The organism is Enterobacter sp. CFEC122, assembly GCF_052983755.1.
Genome location: NZ_JBRIQR010000009.1, coordinates 25,241 through 46,475, shown reverse-complemented (window position 1 = coordinate 46,475; position 21,235 = coordinate 25,241). Strand labels below are relative to the sequence as shown.

At 53.9% G+C, this 21,235-nt stretch carries 16 protein-coding genes, 2 tRNA genes and 1 other RNA gene; 11 read left to right on the top strand and 8 right to left on the bottom strand.

The window, feature by feature from the left end; all coding sequences use genetic code 11:
- Window positions 1-173 precede the first annotated feature (173 nt).
- The 5 genes from ACVCAM_RS08360 to narI all read left to right on the top strand — a co-directional run bounded on the left by ACVCAM_RS08360 (window position 174) and on the right by narI (window position 8,611).
- Complete coding sequence (locus ACVCAM_RS08360) at window positions 174-1,571, top strand: NarK family nitrate/nitrite MFS transporter (protein ID WP_021240343.1); 1,398 nt, start codon at window positions 174-176, stop codon at window positions 1,569-1,571.
- Window positions 1,572-1,951: 380 nt separating this feature from the next.
- Complete coding sequence (locus ACVCAM_RS08355; RefSeq protein WP_025913092.1) at window positions 1,952-5,695, top strand: nitrate reductase subunit alpha; 3,744 nt, start codon at window positions 1,952-1,954, stop codon at window positions 5,693-5,695.
- Window positions 5,692-7,227, top strand: coding sequence for a nitrate reductase subunit beta (gene narH / locus ACVCAM_RS08350; protein WP_021240341.1), 1,536 nt, complete (start codon window positions 5,692-5,694; stop codon window positions 7,225-7,227). The genes ACVCAM_RS08355 and narH overlap by 4 nt, the downstream gene beginning before the upstream one ends.
- Window positions 7,224-7,934, top strand: a complete 711-nt coding sequence (gene narJ / locus ACVCAM_RS08345) for a nitrate reductase molybdenum cofactor assembly chaperone (RefSeq protein WP_021240340.1) — start codon at window positions 7,224-7,226, stop codon at window positions 7,932-7,934. Before narH ends, narJ begins: the two co-directional genes overlap by 4 nt.
- Entirely contained in the window at window positions 7,934-8,611 is a 678-nt protein-coding gene (narI, locus tag ACVCAM_RS08340; RefSeq protein WP_021240339.1) for a respiratory nitrate reductase subunit gamma, read from the top strand. Before narJ ends, narI begins: the two co-directional genes overlap by 1 nt.
- Here narI and ACVCAM_RS08335 read toward each other — a convergent pair.
- Complete coding sequence (locus ACVCAM_RS08335) at window positions 8,608-9,504, bottom strand: DMT family transporter (protein WP_335248415.1); 897 nt, start codon at window positions 9,502-9,504, stop codon at window positions 8,608-8,610. The two genes, narI and ACVCAM_RS08335, sit on opposite strands and share 4 nt — an antisense overlap.
- Before the next feature lie 107 nt (window positions 9,505-9,611).
- Between ACVCAM_RS08335 and ACVCAM_RS08330 the strand changes: the two genes are divergently transcribed.
- Window positions 9,612-10,055 carry an Lrp/AsnC family transcriptional regulator gene (locus ACVCAM_RS08330; RefSeq protein ID WP_021240337.1) on the top strand — a complete coding sequence of 148 codons (444 nt, stop codon included), beginning with the start codon at window positions 9,612-9,614 and terminating at the stop codon, window positions 10,053-10,055.
- Window positions 10,056-10,132: 77 nt separating this feature from the next.
- Here ACVCAM_RS08330 and ACVCAM_RS08325 read toward each other — a convergent pair.
- From ACVCAM_RS08325 to ACVCAM_RS08305, 5 genes are all read right to left on the bottom strand, one after another.
- A non-coding RNA gene (locus tag ACVCAM_RS08325) (RtT sRNA) lies at window positions 10,133-10,263 on the bottom strand.
- Window positions 10,264-10,308: 45 nt separating this feature from the next.
- A tRNA-Tyr gene (locus ACVCAM_RS08320) sits at window positions 10,309-10,393 on the bottom strand.
- 35 nt (window positions 10,394-10,428) lie between these two features.
- Window positions 10,429-10,513: transfer RNA gene (locus ACVCAM_RS08315), tRNA-Tyr, on the bottom strand.
- 158 nt (window positions 10,514-10,671) lie between these two features.
- Entirely contained in the window at window positions 10,672-11,514 is an 843-nt protein-coding gene (purU, locus tag ACVCAM_RS08310) for a formyltetrahydrofolate deformylase (protein ID WP_021240336.1), read from the bottom strand.
- A gap of 46 nt (window positions 11,515-11,560) precedes the next feature.
- Window positions 11,561-12,019 carry a YchJ family protein gene (locus ACVCAM_RS08305; protein ID WP_343437104.1) on the bottom strand — a complete coding sequence of 153 codons (459 nt, stop codon included), beginning with the start codon at window positions 12,017-12,019 and terminating at the stop codon, window positions 11,561-11,563.
- A gap of 114 nt (window positions 12,020-12,133) precedes the next feature.
- On the opposite strand from ACVCAM_RS08305, the gene rssA reads away from it, so the two are divergent.
- The 3 genes from rssA (at window position 12,134) to galU (ending at window position 15,250) form a co-directional block, all read left to right on the top strand.
- Complete coding sequence (gene rssA / locus ACVCAM_RS08300; RefSeq protein WP_032674974.1) at window positions 12,134-13,036, top strand: patatin-like phospholipase RssA; 903 nt, start codon at window positions 12,134-12,136, stop codon at window positions 13,034-13,036.
- A gap of 91 nt (window positions 13,037-13,127) precedes the next feature.
- On the top strand, window positions 13,128-14,141 hold the full coding sequence (gene rssB, locus ACVCAM_RS08295) for a two-component system response regulator RssB (protein ID WP_021240333.1): 1,014 nt from the start codon (window positions 13,128-13,130) through the stop codon (window positions 14,139-14,141).
- A gap of 200 nt (window positions 14,142-14,341) precedes the next feature.
- Entirely contained in the window at window positions 14,342-15,250 is a 909-nt protein-coding gene (gene galU / locus ACVCAM_RS08290; RefSeq protein ID WP_008502780.1) for a UTP--glucose-1-phosphate uridylyltransferase GalU, read from the top strand.
- 201 nt (window positions 15,251-15,451) lie between these two features.
- Here galU and hns read toward each other — a convergent pair whose 3' ends face one another.
- A complete protein-coding gene (gene hns / locus ACVCAM_RS08285) occupies window positions 15,452-15,865 on the bottom strand; it encodes a histone-like nucleoid-structuring protein H-NS (protein ID WP_008502781.1) in 414 nt (137 codons plus the stop codon).
- 548 nt (window positions 15,866-16,413) lie between these two features.
- Between hns and tdk the strand changes: the two genes are divergently transcribed.
- Window positions 16,414-17,028, top strand: a complete 615-nt coding sequence (gene tdk, locus ACVCAM_RS08280) for a thymidine kinase (RefSeq protein ID WP_025913087.1) — start codon at window positions 16,414-16,416, stop codon at window positions 17,026-17,028.
- A 68-nt stretch (window positions 17,029-17,096) separates the two neighbouring features.
- Here the strand turns inward: tdk and adhE are convergent, their stop codons facing one another.
- Window positions 17,097-19,775 carry a bifunctional acetaldehyde-CoA/alcohol dehydrogenase gene (gene adhE / locus ACVCAM_RS08275; protein ID WP_021240331.1) on the bottom strand — a complete coding sequence of 893 codons (2,679 nt, stop codon included), beginning with the start codon at window positions 19,773-19,775 and terminating at the stop codon, window positions 17,097-17,099.
- Window positions 19,776-20,253: 478 nt separating this feature from the next.
- Here adhE and ACVCAM_RS08270 point away from each other — a divergent pair, with 478 nt between their 5' ends.
- Window positions 20,254-20,901, top strand: a complete 648-nt coding sequence (locus tag ACVCAM_RS08270; protein ID WP_008502784.1) for a YchE family NAAT transporter — start codon at window positions 20,254-20,256, stop codon at window positions 20,899-20,901.
- Window positions 20,902-21,235: the final 334 nt, after the last annotated feature.

Here is a 21,235-nt window from a genome sequence, read left to right as displayed (position 1 = left end):
GGAACCGTCAGTGCCGTGAAAAACCACGTCTTTTTTACCGAATTAGCCTACTCACTAAGGGTGAGGCCTTATTTTACGCCGCAAATCCTCCCACTTTTCCTTTGATTTATATCAACTTACCGCCGCCCTAAAACCCTAATGTTTGCAGCATCATTCGAGAATCAGAGGTGTCTATGAGTCACTCATCCGCTCCCGAAAGGGAAAATGGTGCCGTTATTACTGACTGGCGTCCAGAGGATCCGGCGTTCTGGCAACAGCGCGGCCATCGTGTAGCAAGCCGGAATCTGTGGATTTCCGTGCCGTGCTTGTTGTTAGCGTTTTGCGTCTGGATGTTGTTTAGCGCGGTGGCGGTAAACCTGCCCAAAGTCGGGTTTACGTTCACAACCGATCAGCTGTTTATGCTGACCGCGCTGCCGTCGCTGTCAGGCGCTCTGCTGCGCGTCCCTTACGCGTTTATGGTGCCGGTCTTCGGCGGCCGTCGCTGGACGGCGTTCAGTACGGGCATCATGATCGTCCCTTGCGTGTGGCTCGGCTTCGCGGTGCAGGATACCTCAACGCCGTTCAGCGTGTTCGTGATTATCTCCCTGCTGTGCGGCTTTGCCGGGGCGAACTTCGCCTCCAGCATGGCGAACATCAGCTTCTTCTTCCCGAAAGCGAAGCAGGGCGGCGCGCTGGGGATTAACGGCGGTCTGGGCAATATGGGCGTGAGCGTGATGCAGCTGATCGCTCCCCTGGCGATCTCGGTCTCCATTTTTGCAGCCTTTGGCGGCGGTGGCGTTGAGCAGGCGGATGGTTCTTCCCTCTATCTGCAAAACGCAGCCTGGATCTGGGTGCCGTTCCTCGTGGTCTTCACCCTTGCAGCCTGGTTCTTTATGAATGACCTGTCCGCGTCGAAGGCGTCGCTGAGCGAACAGCTGCCGGTGCTGAAGCGTGGACACCTCTGGGTGATGGCGCTGCTGTATCTGGCGACCTTCGGTTCGTTTATCGGCTTCTCGGCGGGCTTCGCGATGCTGTCGAAAACGCAGTTCCCGGACGTGCAGATCCTGCAATTCGCCTTCTTCGGTCCGTTTATTGGCGCCCTGGCGCGTTCGCTGGGCGGCATGGTATCCGACCGTCTGGGCGGGACCCGCGTGACGCTGGTTAACTTCGTCGTGATGGCAGTCTTCTGTGCGCTGCTGTTCCTGACGCTGCCTGCTGACGGACAGGGCGGGAGCTTCATCGCCTTCTTCGGCGTATTTATGGTGCTGTTCCTGACGGCCGGGCTGGGGAGTGCGTCTACCTTCCAGATGATCTCCGTGATCTTCCGTAAGCTGACGATGGACCGCGTGAAGGCGCAGGGCGGAAGCGAAGAGCAGGCGATGCGTGAAGCGGCAACGGATACGGCTGCAGCACTGGGCTTTATCTCTGCGATTGGCGCAATTGGCGGCTTCTTTATTCCGAAAGCGTTCGGCATCTCGCTGGATCTGACCGGCTCTCCGGCGGGTGCAATGAAGGTCTTCCTCATCTTCTATATCGCCTGCGTTGTGATTACGTGGCTGGTATATGGCCGTAATACCAAAAAAAATAAGTAAGTGTGATTATCCGTTAACGCGGCCTTCGGGCCGCGTTTTTTTTGGGGCCAAAATAGTTACAACATACTGAAAGCCCAGCTGAGGAACTCCGCAGGCAACACTGTGATCGCCATCGCTTTCCAGGGCGCTCTACCCCTTAATACCTGAGATGTTAAATTTTGCCTGGTCTTTTGTAGGATGAAATTGAAATGACTTTATATTTCATATAGATATGAAATTTATAAAGATACCGCTTTGGTGGTATTCGGTGTAATCCCTCGCCTGAAAGTCCCTCGTCGTCTTGATCGTTATCAATTCTCCCTCTCTTTCAGGGCGTTACCTTCGCTGCAAATCAGCAATGTCGATTTAGAGAGCCACAGGCTCCATACAGGAGATACCCGATGAGCAAGTTTTTGGACCGGTTTCGCTACTTCAAGCAGAAGGGCGAAACGTTTGCCGATGGGCACGGCCAGGTTCTGGATACCAACCGGGACTGGGAAGACGGTTACCGCCAGCGCTGGCAGCATGATAAAGTCGTCCGTTCTACCCACGGCGTAAACTGCACTGGCTCATGTAGCTGGAAGATTTTCGTTAAAAACGGTCTGGTGACCTGGGAAATGCAGCAGACCGACTACCCGCGTACCCGTCCGGATATGCCGAACCATGAACCGCGCGGCTGCCCGCGTGGCGCCAGCTACTCCTGGTATCTCTACAGCGCCAACCGTCTCAAATACCCGCTGATGCGTAAACGCCTGATGAAAATGTGGCGTGAAGCGAAAGTGCAGCACAGCGATCCGGTTGATGCGTGGGCATCCATCATCGAGGACGCCGACAAAGCGAAAAGCTTCAAGCAGGCGCGCGGTCGCGGTGGTTTCGTTCGCTCTTCCTGGAAAGAGGTGAACGAGCTGATTGCCGCCTCCAACGTCTACACCGTGAAAACCTACGGTCCTGACCGCGTGGCAGGCTTCTCGCCAATCCCGGCGATGTCGATGGTCTCTTACGCTTCCGGCGCGCGCTATCTCTCCTTAATCGGCGGTACCTGCCTGAGCTTCTACGACTGGTACTGCGACCTGCCGCCAGCGTCTCCACAGACCTGGGGCGAACAGACCGACGTACCGGAGTCCGCCGACTGGTACAACTCCAGCTACATCATCGCCTGGGGCTCAAACGTGCCGCAGACCCGTACGCCGGACGCGCACTTCTTTACCGAAGTCCGTTACAAAGGCACCAAAACCGTGGCGGTCACCCCGGACTACGCCGAAATCGCCAAGCTGTGCGATCTGTGGCTGGCACCGAAACAGGGGACCGATGCCGCGATGGCGATGGCGATGGGCCACGTCATGCTGCGCGAGTTCCACCTGGATAAACCAAGCCAGTACTTCACCGACTACGTCCGTCGCTACACCGATATGCCGATGCTGGTGATGCTCGAAGAGCGTGACGGCTACTACGCCGCAGGCCGTACGCTGCGCGCCGCCGATCTGGTGGACGCGCTGGGCCAGGAAAATAACCCAGAGTGGAAAACCGTTGCCTATAACAACAACGGTGAGCTGGTGGCGCCAAACGGCTCTATCGGCTTCCGCTGGGGCGAGAAGGGCAAGTGGAACCTTGAGCAGCGTAACGGCACGACCGGCGAAGAGACGGAACTGCGTCTGAGCATGCTGGGTAGCCAGGACGAGATTGCTGAGGTGGGCTTCCCGTACTTTGGCGGCGAAGGTTCCGAGCACTTCAACAAGGTTGAGCTGAAAAACGTGCTGATGCACAAGCTGCCGGTGAAACGCCTGCAGCTGGCCGACGGGACTACCGCGCTGGTCACCACCGTCTATGACCTGACCATGGCGAACTACGGCCTGGAACGCGGTCTGGGTGATGAAAACTGCGCAACCGGCTATGACGACGTGAAGGCTTATACCCCGGCATGGGCGGAGCAGATCACCGGCGTTCCACGCGCGCAGATCGTGCGTATCGCCCGCGAGTTTGCGGAAAACGCCGACAAGACTCACGGTCGTTCCATGATCATCGTCGGTGCGGGTCTTAACCACTGGTATCACCTCGATATGAACTACCGTGGTCTGATCAACATGCTGATCTTCTGCGGCTGCGTCGGCCAGAGCGGCGGCGGCTGGGCGCACTACGTGGGTCAGGAAAAACTGCGTCCGCAGACCGGCTGGCAGCCGCTGGCGTTTGCCCTTGACTGGCAGCGTCCGGCACGCCACATGAACAGCACCTCCTACTTCTATAACCACTCCAGCCAGTGGCGTTACGAGACGGTCACCGCACAGGAGCTGCTGTCGCCGATGGCGGATAAATCCCGCTACAGCGGCCATCTGATTGACTTCAACGTGCGCGCCGAGCGTATGGGCTGGCTGCCGTCTGCGCCGCAGCTGGGCACTAACCCGCTGCGCATTGCACAAGAGGCGAAGAAAGCGGGCATGTCACCGGTGGATTACACCGTGCAATCCCTGAAGGATGGCTCAATCCGCTTCGCGGCAGAACAGCCGGAAAACGGTAAAAACCACCCGCGCAACCTGTTCATCTGGCGCTCCAATCTGCTGGGCTCGTCCGGTAAAGGCCACGAGTACATGCTGAAATACCTGCTCGGTACCGAAAACGGTATCCAGGGGAAAGATCTCGGCAAGCAGGGCGGCGTGAAGCCGGAAGAGGTGGAGTGGAAAGACAACGGTCTCGACGGCAAGCTGGATCTGGTGGTGACCCTCGACTTCCGTCTGTCCAGCACCTGCCTGTACTCCGACATCGTGCTGCCTACCGCCACCTGGTACGAAAAAGACGACATGAATACCTCGGATATGCATCCGTTTATTCATCCGCTGTCTGCGGCCGTTGACCCGGCGTGGGAATCAAAAAGCGACTGGGAAATCTACAAAGACATCGCGAAGACATTCTCCGAAGTCTGCGTGGGGCACCTCGGCAAAGAGACTGACGTGGTAACGCTGCCTATCCAGCACGACTCTGCCGCCGAACTGGCGCAGCCGCTGGACGTGAAGGACTGGAAAAAAGGCGAATGCGATCTGATCCCGGGCGTGACCGCACCGCACATCATTCCGGTTGAGCGTGACTACCCGGCAACGTACGAGCGCTTTACCTCTATCGGCCCGCTGATGGAGAAAATCGGTAACGGCGGGAAAGGGATCGCCTGGAACACCCAGAGCGAAATGGACCTGCTGCGCAAGCTCAACTACACCAAAGCGGACGGCCCGGCGAAAGGCCAGCCCATGCTGAACACGGCGATTGATGCGGCAGAGATGATCCTGACCCTGGCCCCGGAAACCAACGGCCACGTCGCGGTGAAGGCCTGGGCGGCGCTGAGCGCGTTCACCGGTCGCGACCATACGCATCTGGCGACGAATAAAGAGGAAGAGAAAATCCGCTTCCGCGATATTCAGGCCCAGCCGCGCAAGATTATCTCCAGCCCGACCTGGTCTGGCCTGGAAGACGAGCATGTGTCCTATAACGCCGGCTACACCAACGTTCACGAGCTGATCCCATGGCGCACCCTGTCAGGCCGCCAGTCGCTGTATCAGGACCACCAGTGGATGCGCGACTTCGGTGAAAGCCTGCTGGTGTACCGTCCGCCTATCGACACCCGCTCCGTGAAAGCGGTAATGGGCGCAAAATCCAACGGTAACCCGGAGAAGGCGCTGAACTTCCTGACGCCGCACCAGAAGTGGGGGATCCACTCCACCTACAGCGACAACCTGCTGATGCTGACCCTGTCGCGCGGCGGTCCGATTGTCTGGATGAGCGAAACGGATGCCAAAGATCTGGGTATTGAAGATAACGACTGGATCGAAGTGTTCAACAGCAACGGTGCCCTGACGGCGCGTGCGGTGGTGAGCCAGCGCGTACCGGCCGGGATGACCATGATGTACCACGCGCAGGAACGTATCGTGAACCTGCCGGGGTCAGAGATCACCGAGCAGCGCGGCGGGATCCACAACTCCGTGACCCGCATTACGCCGAAGCCGACCCACATGATTGGTGGCTATGCCCAACTGGCCTACGGCTTTAACTACTACGGCACCGTAGGATCGAACCGCGATGAGTTCGTGGTGGTACGTAAGATGAAGAATATTAACTGGTTAGACGGCGAAGGTAATGACCAGGTACAGGAGAGCGTAAAATGAAAATTCGTTCACAAGTCGGCATGGTGCTGAATCTGGATAAATGCATCGGCTGCCATACCTGCTCGGTCACCTGTAAAAACGTCTGGACCAGCCGCGAAGGTATGGAATACGCCTGGTTCAACAACGTGGAAAGCAAGCCGGGCACCGGCTTCCCGACCGACTGGGAAAATCAGGAGAAGTGGAAGGGCGGCTGGATCCGCAAAATCAACGGCAAGCTGCAGCCGCGCATGGGTAACCGCGCTTGGCTTCTGGGAAAAATCTTTGCTAACCCGCACCTGCCGGGCATCGAGGATTACTACGAGCCGTTTGACTACGACTACCAGAATCTGCACAACGCGCCGGAAGGTAAACACCAGCCGATCGCCCGTCCCCGCTCGCTGATCACCGGTCAGCGCATGGACAAAATTACCAGCGGTCCAAACTGGGAGGAGATTCTGGGCGGCGAGTTCGAAAAACGCGCCAAAGACCAGAACTTCGAGAACATGCAGAAGGCGATGTACGGCCAGTTCGAAAATACCTTCATGATGTATCTGCCGCGCCTGTGCGAGCACTGCCTTAACCCGGCGTGCGTGGCGACCTGCCCGAGCGGCGCCATCTACAAGCGTGAAGAAGACGGCATCGTGCTGATCGACCAGGACAAGTGCCGCGGCTGGCGCATGTGCATCACCGGCTGCCCGTACAAAAAGATCTACTTCAACTGGAAGAGCGGCAAGTCCGAGAAGTGCATCTTCTGCTACCCGCGTATCGAAGCCGGTATGCCGACCGTCTGTTCCGAAAGCTGCGTAGGCCGTATTCGCTACCTCGGCGTGCTGCTGTACGACGCGGACGCGATTGAAAACGCCGCGAGCACCGAGAACGAGAAGGATCTGTATCAGCGTCAGCTGGATGTCTTCCTCGACCCGAACGATCCGAAAGTGATTGAGCAGGCGCTGAAGGACGGCATTCCGCAGAGCGTAATCGACGCCGCGCAGCAGTCTCCGGTGTACAAAATGGCGATGGACTGGAAGCTGGCCCTGCCGCTGCATCCGGAATACCGCACGCTGCCGATGGTCTGGTACGTGCCGCCGCTGTCGCCGATTCAGTCTGCCGCTGACGCGGGTGAGCTGGGCAGCAACGGCATTCTGCCGGACGTGGAGAGCCTGCGTATTCCGGTTCAGTATCTGGCCAACCTGCTGACCGCAGGGGATACCCAGCCCGTACTGCTGGCGCTGAAGCGTATGTTGGCGATGCGCCACTTCAAGCGTGCCGAAACCGTGGACGGCGTAACCGACACCCGCGCGCTGGAAGAGGTCGGTCTGACCGAAGCGCAGGCGCAGGAAATGTACCGCTATCTGGCGATTGCCAACTACGAAGACCGTTTCGTGGTGCCGAGCAGCCACCGTGAGCTGGCCCGCGAGGCCTTCCCGGAGAAAAACGGCTGTGGCTTTACCTTTGGCGACGGCTGCCACGGGTCAGACAGCAAATTCAACCTGTTCAACAGCCGCCGCATCGACGCCATGGATGTGACCAGTAAAACGGAGCCGCACTCATGATTGAACTCGTCATTGTTTCGCGTCTGCTCGAGTACCCGGATGCTGCGCTGGCGCAGCACCAGCAGGAACTTTTTGATGCGCTTGCGGCATCTGAAAACCTGGATAAAGAAGATGCCCAGAAGCTGGGCGTTTTCCTCCGTGACCTGCTGGCGCGCGATCTTCTTGATGCGCAGGCGGACTACAGTCAGCTGTTTGATCGGGGGCGTGCGACCTCGCTGCTGCTGTTCGAACACGTTCACGGTGAATCCCGCGACCGCGGTCAGGCGATGGTTGACCTGATGGCACAGTACGAGCAGCACGGCCTGCAGCTCGACAGCCGCGAGCTGCCGGATCACCTGCCGCTCTATCTGGAATATCTGGCGCAGCTGCCAAAAGAAGAGGCGCTGGGCGGTCTGCAGGACATCGCGCCGATCCTGGCGCTGCTCGGCGCGCGTCTTCAGCAGCGTGAGAGCCGCTACGCGGTGCTGTTCGAACTGCTGGTGAAGCTCGCCAACGCCTCTGTCGACAGTGAAAAAGTGGCGGAGAAAATCGCCGATGAGGCCCGTGACGATACGCCACAGGCGCTGGATGCGGTCTGGGAAGAAGAGCAGGTCAAATTCTTTGCTGACCAGAACTGCGGCGAGTCTGAAATCGCTGCTCACCAGCGCCGTTTTGCCGGCGCGGTTGCCCCGCAATATTTGAATATCTCTAACGGAGGACGGCACTAATGCACTTCCTGAATATGTTCTTCTTTGACATTTACCCGTATATCGCGGGCACCGTGTTCCTGGTGGGAAGCTGGCTGCGTTACGATTATGGCCAGTACACCTGGCGTGCCGCCTCCAGCCAGATGCTGGACCGCAAGGGGATGCACGTCGCGTCTAACCTGTTCCACATCGGGATTCTGGGCATTTTTGCCGGTCACTTCCTCGGGATGCTGACGCCGCACTGGATGTATGAAGCGTGGCTGCCGATTGAGGTGAAGCAGAAGATGGCGATGATCGCGGGCGGTGCCTGCGGCGTGATGACCCTTGTTGGCGGCCTGCTGCTGCTCAAGCGTCGTCTGTTCAGCCCGCGCGTGCGTGCGACCACAACCGCAGCGGATATCCTGATCCTCTCCCTGCTGATGGTACAGTGCGCGCTGGGTCTGCTGACCATTCCGTTCTCGGCGCAGCATATGGACGGAAGCGAAATGATGAAGCTGGTCGGCTGGGCGCAGTCCGTGGTGACCTTCCACGGCGGAGCATCTGAGCACCTGGACGGCGTGGCGTTTATCTTCCGCGTTCACCTGGTGCTGGGGATGACGCTGTTTGTGCTGTTCCCGTTCTCCCGCCTGGTCCACATCTGGAGCGCGCCGGTGGAGTACCTGACGCGCAAATACCAGATTGTACGCGCCCGTCGCTAATTCGCCGTTTTGATACTAACCCCGCACTCGCGGGGTTTTTTTTCGCCCCAGCCCAGGTTGTTGCCCGCGGCAGCAAACAGGATCAGCGCGCCGCCCGCCAGCTGCGTCAGGTTAAGCGCGTGTCCGAACACCAGATTATCGACAACAATTGCTACCACCGGATAGATAAACGACAGGGAGCCGGTGATGGGCGTAGGCAGCTTCTGAATTGCGCTGTAGAGCAGCTGGTACATAATGCCGGTATGGACAATGCCGAGCGTCAGCAGCATCGGCCAGGGGAAATCACCGGAAAATGACGGCAGGCTGGCAAACGGCAAAAGCATCACGACGCCGGTCAGCACCTGGATAAAGGCAATATGCTGCGGTGCGATTGTTTTCAGTTTGCGCGCAATGATTGCCGTCAGCGCGTAGAAGAAGGCCGCGGCCATGGCCAAACCTATTCCGGTGAGCCATTCGCTGCCATGCGCGCCGGTCAGCTCGCTGGAGAGCAGGATCACCACGCCGCCAAAGGCGAGGAATAGCCACCCCCATTTCACCAGGCTGACGCGTTCCCCTAAAAACATCCCCATCAAGACCAGCATAAAAGGCTGGGTGTTATAGACCACGGTTGAAAGACCAATTGAGATGCGCTCATAGGCCGCGAAGAGCAGCAGCCAGTTCACCACGAGCGCCACGCCGCCAAGAATAGCCAGCAGCAGCGTGGTGCGGGTGAGGGGGCTGAAGGGCTTTTGACTGACCCGGATAAAAATAAAAAGCGCCATAGCCCCGATAAGACAGCGCCAGAACACCACTTCCGTCACCGGCAGACCGGAGAGCAAAACAAACGCGCCGATAGAGCCGGAAATTAACATCGCCAGACTCATCTGCCAGACGCCTTTATGGAAATCACGCATCATCCACCTCCTGATTAATGACGCTATTGTCGAAAATCGCTGTCGGGTTTTACAGGGGTGAGATAAGGTTGAAAAGGTAAATGACTTTTTAAAATTAGGTGAAAAGAATGGAATGCCTTATCGATGATATCGACCGACAAATTTTAGCCTGCCTGGTTGAGGATGCGCGCATGTCGTTGAAGGTGCTCAGCGGCCGCATCGGTCTGACGTCCCCCAGTACGGCAGAGCGCCTGAAGCGGCTGGAAGAGCGCGGTGTGATTCAGGGTTATGGTGCAAGGGTGAATCTGGCGGCGCTGGGGTATACGCTGCAGGCACTGGTACGCGTACGGCCGTTGCCAGGGCTGTTGCATAAGGTGGATAAGTATATTCAGGCGATGCCGGAGTGTATTGAGAGCGACAAAGTCACCGGGGAGGACTGCTTCGTCATCAGGCTGGTGGTGCGGTCAATCGAACAGCTTGATGCGCTGCTGGACGGCCTGGCGGAACATGCCCAGTGTAATACGTCGATTGTGAAGAGTTCGCCGGTCAGGCGTCGCTTGCCTCCGATGTAGGTTTCTGTCGCCGGGTGGCGGCTGCGCCTTACCCGGCCTACAAGGGCGGACTCGGTTTTTTTATGTTGGGGAAGTGATGGTGGTGGGGGAAGGATGACCCGGCGCGTTGCGCCTCGCCCTTCGGGTCGTTGCCTTCGGCAACGCTTTCTCGCTGCGCTCGAATCGAACCTTAGTCGAAGCTTCTCTTCCTTCCCCGTTACCGAAATGCATGATGCCCGGTGCGAACAGAAGATTTGGCGTTATTTGAAAGTGATGGTGGTGGGGGAAGGATTCGAACCTTCGAAGTCGATGACGGCAGATTTACAGTCTGCTCCCTTTGGCCGCTCGGGAACCCCACCAGGGGTAATTCAAATTTTGAGGTCGTGCTGAGAGATGGTGGTGGGGGAAGGATTCGAACCTTCGAAGTCGATGACGGCAGATTTACAGTCTGCTCCCTTTGGCCGCTCGGGAACCCCACCACGGGGTAATGCTTTTTTACTGGCCTGCTTCCTGCTGGAAGCGGGGCGCATCATATCAAATGAGACGCCCCTGTAAAGATTTCCTTTAGGGAAATGAAGTTGTTTGCCTGCTTTTTATCCGTAAAGGCGCAAAGCTAATCAATTCATTTTCCGAAAGATTAAAGAATGATAGTTCTGTTGCCGTAAACGAAGACACGCTGGGCCAGTACCTGATACAGCGCGCGGCTTAACACATTCTTCTCAACGTCACGCCCTGCACGCATCATGTCCTCAGCGGTGTAAGTGTGATCCACATGAATCACGTCCTGCATGATGATGGGACCTTCGTCCAGATTGTCATTCACGTAGTGGGCTGTCGCGCCGATGATCTTCACGCCGCGCTCGTACGCCTGGTGGTATGGACGCGCACCAATAAAGGCCGGCAGGAACGAGTGGTGGATGTTGATGATCTTGTTCGGGAAACGCGCCACGAAAGACGGCGTTAACACGCGCATGTATTTCGCCAGCACCACGTAGTCCGGGTTATGCGCTTCAATGGCCTGCGCCATCAGATCGTCGTGCTCTTCACGCGTATGGCCTTCATGGCTGACCAGCTCGAACGGAATATCAAAGCGCTCGACCAGCGAGCGCAACGTCTCGTGATTGCCAATAACAGCCGCAATTTCGACATCCAGACCGCCGTAGTTGGCTTTCATCAGCAGGTCGCCCAGACAATGTGCTTCTTTGGTCACCAGGATCACGATGCGGCGTCGGCCCGCAGGGGTCAGCTCGCGCACGGAGCCTTCCGGAAGCGCGCTGTCCAGATCGGCCAGCAGCGTGGTGTCGTTGAAAATACCTTCCAGTTCGGTACGCATGAAGAAGCGGCCGGTACGGTGGTCAACGAACTCGTTGTTCTGCACGATATTCAGTTCATGCTTGTAGCAAATGTTGGTAATTCGTGCGATCAGCCCTTTTTGATCGGGACAGATGGTGCGCAGAACTTTACGTTGTAATGATTGCATCGCCGGGAAATCCTGTTTGTATTTGCGAAGTCTGGGTTGTCAGGCATTACTGCTCGCAACACTTTTTAAATTTTTTACCTGAACCACACGGGCAGGGATCGTTACGACCAAACTGTGGACGCGTTCCGTCAATATAATACCATTGCCCGCGTTCCTTTAAGAACCGGGAACGCTCGATAATGGCGCCAGGCTTAGCGTTCTCGGTAAAACGGGCAACAAAGCTGACGTAACCTTCATCTTCATGACTGCCTGGAGAGGATTCATAGACGGTGAGGCCGAGCCACTGCGTGTTCGCAAACCCGGCTTCGATGTCCTGTTTGAAATCGGCTGCGTGGCAGGATGGATGCCAGGTTTTAATCAGGTAGTCTGCGTCTTTGATCACAAAAGCAGTGTACCGTGAACGCATAAGGTGTGACGGGTCTGGTGCAACCTGATCGCCAGAAAGATATCGCTGGCAACATAGGCTATACTCCAGAGCGCTACCACAAGGGCAGAGTTGAGACACGATTCTCTTCCTGGAACAAAAAATAAAGGCGTAAAACGCTTCGGGTAGCACTATGTTAACTGAGGCGTCGCGTTGATGCCATGTCAGGAATCCAGGGGACGTAAAACAGGACTAATGAGAAAGGTTAAAATTGGGCTGGCGCTGGGTTCAGGTGCCGCCCGGGGATGGTCACACATCGGCGTGATTAATGCCTTAAATCAGATGGGCATTACCGTCGATATTGTTGCAGGGTGCTCAATCGGATCGCTTGTCGGCTCCGCTTACGCGTGCGGGAAGCTTCCGGAGCTCGAGACGTGGGTGCGCTCCTTCAGCTACTGGGACGTGCTGCGTCTGATGGACCTCTCCTGGCAGCGTGGTGGACTGCTGCGCGGCGAACGCGTCTTTAACCAGTTCCGCCAGGTTATGCCCCTCGAAGACTTCACTGATTGTCAGATGCCTTTCGGCGCCGTCGCGACGAACCTCAGTACAGGTCGCGAACTCTGGCTAACCGAAGGGGATATCCATCTTGCCGTGCGTGCCTCCTGCAGTATGCCGGGACTCATGGCGCCTGTCCCACACAACGGTTACTGGCTTGTCGATGGTGGCGTCGTTAACCCGGTTCCCATCTCTCTGACGCGTGCAATGGGTGCTGACATCGTGATTGCCGTCGACCTGCAGCACGACGCCCACCTGATGCAACAGGATCTCATGCCGGTCAATCTCCAGAGCGAAGATGCTGAGGGCGAGAAACTGGCCTGGCACGCGCGCCTGCGCGGAAGAATCGGGCGTATGACCGCACGTCGTTCGGTTGCTGCGCCGACGGCGATAGAAATCATGACCACGTCAATTCAGGTACTCGAGAATCGCCTTAAACGTAACCGTATGGCAGGCGATCCTCCGGATATTCTTATTCAGCCGTACTGTCCGCAAATCTCTACTCTTGATTTCCATCGGGCTGAGGCCGCCATCGCAGCGGGCTCGTTAGCCGTCGAAAAGAAAATGGACGAATTGTTGCCTTTTGTGCAAACCGCACGTTAAGCACCTTTTTTTGACTACTTCAGCAAAATCTGACAGGCGATAGTGCCGATCGCATGCCACTATTTAGTTACTGTCAGCCAGGGGAGGAACCATGACGCAGCCATTGGCCGGAAAACACATTTTGATTGTTGAAGACGAGCCCGTTTTCCGATCGCTACTGGATTCGTGGTTATCCTCGCTGGGCGCAATGACGTCACTGGCTGAAGATGGCATCGACGCCCTGGAAAAAATGATCAGCATTACGCCCGATTTGATGATTTGCGACATTGCGATGCCGCGCATGAATGGACTGAAGCTGGTTGAGCATCTGCGTAACGAAGGCAATCAGACGCCGATTCTGGTGATCTCTGCCACCGAGAACATGGCGGATATCGCAAAAGCATTACGTCTTGGGGTACAGGATATTCTGCTTAAGCCGGTTAAAGATTTGAACCGGCTGCGAGAAACGGTCTTAGCGTGCCTTTATCCGAATATGTTTAATTCCCGGGTAGAGGAAGAGGAACGTCTTTTCCAGGACTGGGACGCTCTGGTGAGTAATCCGCCTGCTGCGGCGAAACTGTTGCAAGAACTCCAGCCGCCCGTCCAGCAAACTATTTCCCACTGTCGCGTAAATTATCGGCAGCTGGTGGCCGCTGACCAGCCTGGGCTGGTGCTGGATATTGCGCCACTGTCAGATTCTGACCTTGCGTTTTATTCCCTGGATGTCACCCGGGCGGGGGATAACGGTGTATTAGCGGCGTTGCTTCTTCGTGCGCTATTTAATGGTTTGTTGCAGGAACAGTTATCCCATCAGGGACAACGGTTGCCGGAGTTAGGCAGTTTACTCAAACAGGTAAACCAGCTTTTTCGTCAGGCCAATTTGCCTGGACAGTTTCCGCTATTGGTCGGCTATTACCACAGCGGTTTAAAAAATCTGATCCTTGTTTCAGCCGGTCTCAATGCATCACTGAATACCGGTGAACACCATATTCAGGTGAGTAACGGTGTACCGCTTGGGACGTTGGGAACGGCGTATCTTAATCAAATTAGCCACCGCTGTTCCTCCTGGCAGTGCCAAATTTGGGGCGCCGGGGGGCGGCTACGCTTAATGTTGTCCACGGAATAAGCAATTGGATCGTCATTTTAAGATTGCTTTACCTGTGTTTTGCGGGGAGTGCTACTATCGCTGCCCGGTTTCATGCGTATTTATCCTAATTGATCGGCAACGCGTTCTTTTCAGACCCGGACTGCGGGGCGAGGCTGATATACTCAACGCGTTATTTATTGCATAAAAGTTCAAAACTTGAACAGCTCAGGAGAATTTGAATGGCTGCCCTAAATTCGAAAGTCAGAAAGGCCGTTATCCCGGTAGCGGGATTGGGGACCAGGATGTTACCAGCAACCAAGGCGATTCCTAAAGAGATGCTGCCTCTGGTTGATAAGCCATTAATCCAGTATGTCGTTAATGAATGTATCGCAGCCGGCATCACTGAAATTGTGCTGGTTACGCATTCATCTAAAAACTCTATCGAAAACCATTTCGATACAAGCTTTGAACTTGAAGCCATGCTGGAAAAGCGTGTTAAGCGTCAGCTGTTAGAAGAAGTTCAGTCTATTTGCCCTCCACACGTCACCATTATGCAGGTTCGTCAGGGGCTGGCGAAAGGTCTGGGCCACGCTGTTATGTGCGCGCACCCTGTCGTAGGTGATGAGCCTGTAGCGGTAATTCTGCCTGACGTTATTCTGGACGAATACGAATCCGATCTTTCTCAGGATAACCTGGCTGAAATGATCAAGCGTTTCGACGAAACCGGCAGCAGCCAGATTATGGTTGAGCCTGTTGAAGACGTAACGGCATACGGTGTGGTTGACTGCAAAGGCGTTAACCTTGAGCCGGGTGAGAGTGTGCCAATGGTTGGCGTCGTAGAGAAGCCTAAAGCCGACGTAGCGCCTTCAAACCTTGCCGTTGTAGGTCGCTATGTGCTGAGTGCTGAAATCTGGCCTCTGCTGGCTAAAACGCCTCCAGGAGCGGGTGATGAGATCCAGCTGACGGATGCCATCGATATGCTGATCGAGAAAGAGACCGTTGAGGCCTACCATATGAAAGGTAAGAGCCATGACTGCGGTAATAAGCTCGGTTATATGCAGGCGTTTGTTGAATATGGTATCCGCCACAATACCCTCGGCGAAGAATTTAAGACCTGGCTCAAAGAGAGCGTAGGTATTAAGAAATAAGCCACCGCTGCAAATGTTCAAACCGGTGAGGCGTTGCCCACCGGTTTTTTTATGCCCCTAACACTCCCGAAAACCTGTCTTAAAGTACAGTCGATGAAATTGCTAAATAATGCTTTATGACAGAGTGTAAGAGGATGTTTGCGGCAAATTTAGGTTAAAAAAAATCCCGCAATAAGCGGGATTTTTCTGAATAAGGCTCGATTAATCCTTGATCAGGAAGTCGTCCAGCTGTTTACCTTGCTCATCCATCGCTTTCTTGATAACAGCAGGAGTACGACCCTGGCCAGTCCAGGTTTTAGTTTCGCCGTTCTCATCAACGTAGCTATATTTAGCAGGACGGGCAGCACGCTTTGCTTTAGTACCGGTTTTAGCGGCAGCCATGCTGTTCAGCAATTCATTTGGATCGATACCATCAGCAATCAGCATTTCACGATATTGCTGCAGTTTACGAGTACGTTCTTCGATTTCAGCCGCAGCAGCGCTTTCTTCTTCGCGACGTTCATTAACTACAACTTCTAATTTTTCCAGCATTTCTTCAAGCGTTTCGAGGGTGCATTCTCTTGCCTGCGCACGAAGAGTACGGATGTTGTTCAGAATTTTAAGTGCTTCGCTCATTGTAGTAATCTCAAACTTATAATGGGGGGTGGTTTGTTGAGCTAATAATAGAGCCATAAATTCAGTTGTGCAATAGCCAGGAATGTAAGGAATTCAAAAAATACTAAATATTGCCGCTATTATTAATTACGCTAACTTAAATTCCGCCACCCAGCAGTCTCGGTTGTTATCATCTGAGCATGCTAAAACAGGCCGCCTGCATCTTTTTTTGTGACATTTCCCGCAGGAATTATAGTTGCGGCGGAGAAATATCAGCCTTTTGTATTAGTTCTCACCCCTGGTGTTAAGCCTGAAATAGTTAATAAATAGTGAATCTTAAAGAACACGGATTCCACTATAAAAAGAAGTGTTATGTTTGGTTGAACCTATAACCTCATTGCCTGGCTGAATGCGTTTACTTCATGTTTTAACGGGTTATTTTGTTAAACAGAAGGTACTGAACGCCGTACTGAACTGCATCCTCTGTGCGCTGCATCGCTGATGACCAGACAAAATATGGTACAATGACTCATCGGGAATATTACACATTGATTAGGGTTTTACGGCCAATGGCACAACTTTATTTCTACTATTCGGCAATGAATGCCGGGAAATCCACCGCGCTGCTGCAATCCTCGTACAATTATCAGGAGCGAGGGATGCGTACCGTTGTTTATACGGCGGAAATTGACGATCGCTTTGGCGCGGGGAAGGTGAGCTCCAGAATAGGGCTCTCGTCGCCTGCAAGGCTGTTTAACCCGAAAACCGATCTGTTTGAAGACATTCGTACAGAACATGCTGCGCAGCCCATTCATTGTGTCCTGGTCGATGAGAGCCAGTTTCTGACGCGTGAACAGGTCCATGCCCTGTCAGAGGTAGTCGATGAGCTTGATATCCCCGTGCTGTGTTATGGCCTGCGCACGGATTTCCGCGGCGAGCTTTTTGAAGGGAGCCAGTATTTGCTCGCCTGGTCGGATAAACTTGTCGAACTGAAAACGATCTGCTTCTGCGGTCGTAAAGCCAGTATGGTACTTCGTCTTGACCAGGCCGGAAAACCTTATGCAGATGGTGAGCAGGTGGTGATAGGCGGCAATGAACGCTATGTTTCGGTCTGCCGTAAGCATTATAAAGAAGCGCTATCTGTAGGCTCGCTGACGGCGATTCAGCACGACAACAGAAAATAACGTCTGGCTTATTATTCACACATAAAAAAACCCGCCATAAAGGCGGGTTTTTCATCTGCTGATGTCAATTAAGCGCTTTTCTTCGCTTTCTTGTCAGCTTTAATGACAGGTGCTTCTGTTTTCACAGCGGCAACGTCACCTTCTTTGAACTCACGACCGTAGTAGGTATCCAGCAGAATCTGTTTCAGCTCGGAGATCAGTGGGTAGCGCGGGTTAGCACCAGTACACTGGTCATCGAATGCATCTTCAGACAGCTTATCTACGTGAGCAAGGAAGTCAGCTTCCTGTACGCCCGCTTCACGGATTGACTTAGGAATACCCAGTTCAGCTTTCAGGCTTTCCAGCCATGCCAGCAGTTTCTCAATCTTGGCAGCAGTACGGTCGCCCGGTGCGCTCAGACCAAGGTGGTCAGCGATTTCAGCATAGCGACGACGTGCTTGTGGGCGGTCGTACTGGCTGAAAGCAGTCTGCTTGGTTGGGTTGTCGTTAGCGTTATAACGGATAACGTTGCTGATCAACAGGGCGTTCGCCAGACCGTGAGGAATGTGGAACTGTGAGCCCAGTTTGTGCGCCATTGAGTGGCAAACACCCAGGAAGGCGTTGGCAAACGCGATACCGGCGATGGTTGCGGCACTGTGGACACGTTCACGTGCTACAGGGTTTTTAGACCCTTCGTTGTAGGACGCTGGCAGGTTTTCTTTCAGCAGTTTCAGAGCCTGCAGAGCCTGACCGTCAGAGAACTCAGATGCCAGTACAGAAACGTAAGCTTCCAGGGCGTGAGTTACCGCATCCAGACCACCGAATGCACACAGTGACTTCGGCATCTCCATAACCAGGTTCGCATCAACGATAGCCATGTCTGGCGTCAGTGCGTAGTCAGCCAGTGGGTATTTCTGGCCGGTTGCATCGTCTGTTACTACCGCGAATGGCGTGACTTCTGAACCGGTACCGGAAGTGGTGGTGACCGCGATCATTTTCGCTTTTACGCCCATTTTCGGGAACTTGTAGATACGTTTACGGATATCCATAAAGCGCAGCGCCAGTTCTTCGAAGTGAGTTTCTGGATGCTCGTACATCACCCACATGATTTTCGCGGCGTCCATTGGGGAACCACCACCCAGTGCGATAATCACATCAGGTTTGAAGGAGTTAGCCAGTTCAGCACCTTTACGTACCACGCTCAGGGTTGGGTCAGCTTCAACTTCGAAGAACACTTCAGTTTCGACGCCAGCCGCTTTCAGCACAGAGGTGATCTGGTCAGCGTAGCCGTTGTTGAACAGGAAACGGTCAGTCACGATGAGCGCACGTTTGTGGCCATCAGTAATCACTTCATCCAGCGCGATTGGCAGAGAGCCACGGCGGAAGTAGATAGATTTCGGAAGTTTGTGCCACAACATGTTTTCAGCTCGCTTAGCAACGGTTTTCTTGTTGATCAGGTGTTTTGGACCAACGTTTTCAGAGATGGAGTTACCACCCCAGGAACCACAACCCAGAGTCAGGGAAGGTGCGAGTTTAAAGTTGTACAGGTCACCGATACCACCCTGAGAAGCAGGGGTGTTGATCAGGATACGTGCGGTTTTCATCATCTGACCGAAGTGAGCAACACGCTCTGGCTGGTTATCCTGGTCAGTGTACAGACAAGAGGTGTGACCGATACCGCCCATGGCAACCAGCTTCTCCGCTTTCTCTACCGCCTCTTCGAAATCTTTCGCACGGTACATGGCAAGCGTAGGAGACAGTTTTTCGTGTGCGAACGGCTCGCTTTCGTCAACAACTTTCACTTCACCGATCAGGATTTTGGTGGTTGCCGGAACGGTAAAGCCTGCGAGTTCAGCAATTTTGTAGGCTGGCTGACCCACGATAGCGGCGTTCAGCGCGCCATTTTTCAGGATAATGTCCTGAACCGCTTTCAGCTCTTTGCCCTGCAGCAGGTAGCCGCCGTGGCTGGCGAAACGTTCGCGAACCGCGTCATATACGGAATCCACAACCACAACAGACTGTTCAGATGCACAGATTACACCGTTATCGAAGGTTTTAGACATCAGTACAGACGCGACAGCACGTTTGATGTCAGCAGTTTCGTCGATAACAACAGGGGTGTTACCCGCGCCCACACCGATAGCCGGTTTACCGGAGCTGTATGCAGCTTTAACCATGCCAGGACCACCGGTCGCCAGAATCAGGTTAATGTCCGGGTGATGCATCAGCGCGTTGGACAGCTCAACAGAAGGTTGGTCGATCCAGCCAATCAGGTCTTTTGGTGCACCCGCAGCGATAGCAGCCTGCAGGACGATATCTGCAGCTTTGTTGGTCGCGTCTTTCGCACGTGGGTGTGGAGAGAAGATGATTGCGTTACGGGTCTTCAGGCTAATCAGTGATTTGAAGATAGCGGTAGACGTTGGGTTAGTGGTCGGAACGATACCGCAGATAATGCCGATAGGTTCAGCGATGGTGATAGTACCGAAGGTGTCGTCTTCAGACAGCACGCCACAGGTTTTCTCATCTTTATAGGCGTTGTAGATATACTCTGAAGCAAAGTGGTTTTTGATCACTTTATCTTCAACGATACCCATGCCGGATTCGGCAACGGCCATTTTAGCGAGAGGGATTCGAGCATCTGCAGCAGCCAGTGCGGCCGCGCGGAAGATTTTATCAACCTGTTCTTGGGTGAAATTGGCATATTCACGCTGGGCTTTTTTCACGCGCTCGACGAGGGCGTTCAGTTCAGCGATATTAGTAACAGCCATAATGCTCTCCTGATAATGTTTAAACTCTTTTAGTAAACCAGCGCTCGATACGTCACACAGTATAGACAGAGCCGATAGCACTTGCGTAACACAAAATAAAACAAAGAGTTACTTTCTACACCAGCACACTAATTTACTAAAAGAGCCTTACCTTAGCATCATCCCTTTTTGGCAGGTGGCCTCCCTGGGGGTGTAACCAAGATTACTCACTTCTGAGTACGGAAATCATGATCTGCATCAATTTTCCCCTAAGCTGATACCTTTCAGCAGGGTTATTTCGTGCTGATTTTTCCAATGTTAAATAATTACGTAAGTATTGGAAGCGGCACTATCATTGATTATACAAATGTTTAACATCCTGAAATGATAACGTTTTGGTACAGATTTCAAGTGAAGTATGCTGATAAAAAGGGTATCTTCAGCGCGATTTCTCATGACAAATTGTCAGTCCAGGGCATATGTATAAGCGGAGCAAAACGTGATCCAAACGCTCTTTGATTTTCCAACGTATTTTAAATTTTTTATTGGTTTGTTTGCCCTGGTCAACCCGGTGGGGATCATTCCTGTCTTCATTAGTATGACGAGTTACCAGACAGCGGCGGCCAGGAATAAGACCAACCTCACCGCTAACCTGTCGGTGGCGATCATATTGCTCACCTCTCTTTTTCTGGGTGACACGATTCTCCAGCTTTTCGGGATTTCGATAGATTCTTTCCGCATTGCAGGTGGGATCCTGGTCGTGACCATCGCCATGTCCATGATCAGCGGTAAGCTTGGCGAGGATAAGCAGAATAAACAAGAGAAGTCAGAAACCGCCATCCGTGAAAGCATTGGCGTGGTGCCGCTGGCCTTACCGCTCATGGCCGGTCCGGGTGCCATCAGTTCAACCATCGTCTGGGGCACGCGTTATCATAGCCTGATGCACCTGATTGGCTTTTCAGTGGCTATTGCCATTTTTGCGCTCTGCTGTTGGGGGGTGTTCCGCATGGCACCCTGGCTGGTGCGCTTGCTGGGTCAAACGGGCATCAACGTCATTACGCGTATCATGGGCCTGTTGCTGATGGCGTTAGGGATCGAATTCATCGTCACGGGTATTAAAAGCATTTTCCCCGGATTATTGCATTAATCCTTCATATGAAAGAACGGAGCGACGGCTCCGTTTTTTATACGTGATTATCAGCAAATCATATAACTAAAGTTGAAATGCTCACATATCATAATAAATTCTACTAATAATGTTCATTTCTTGTATTTCAATAGGTTATTAATTCCGCCTTACCCCGCCTGCGCAGAAAATCTTCGATCGCTCTGTTATTTTACTCACATGATACTCTGGGGCTTGCTGAGAGATAACCGAAATGATATTAGTAATTTCAACATTCCCCTAGATGAATGTGCTAAATAATAACCAGTTGTTAAATTTTTGTACAAAATCACACGATGATAGCGCAGCGACGCGC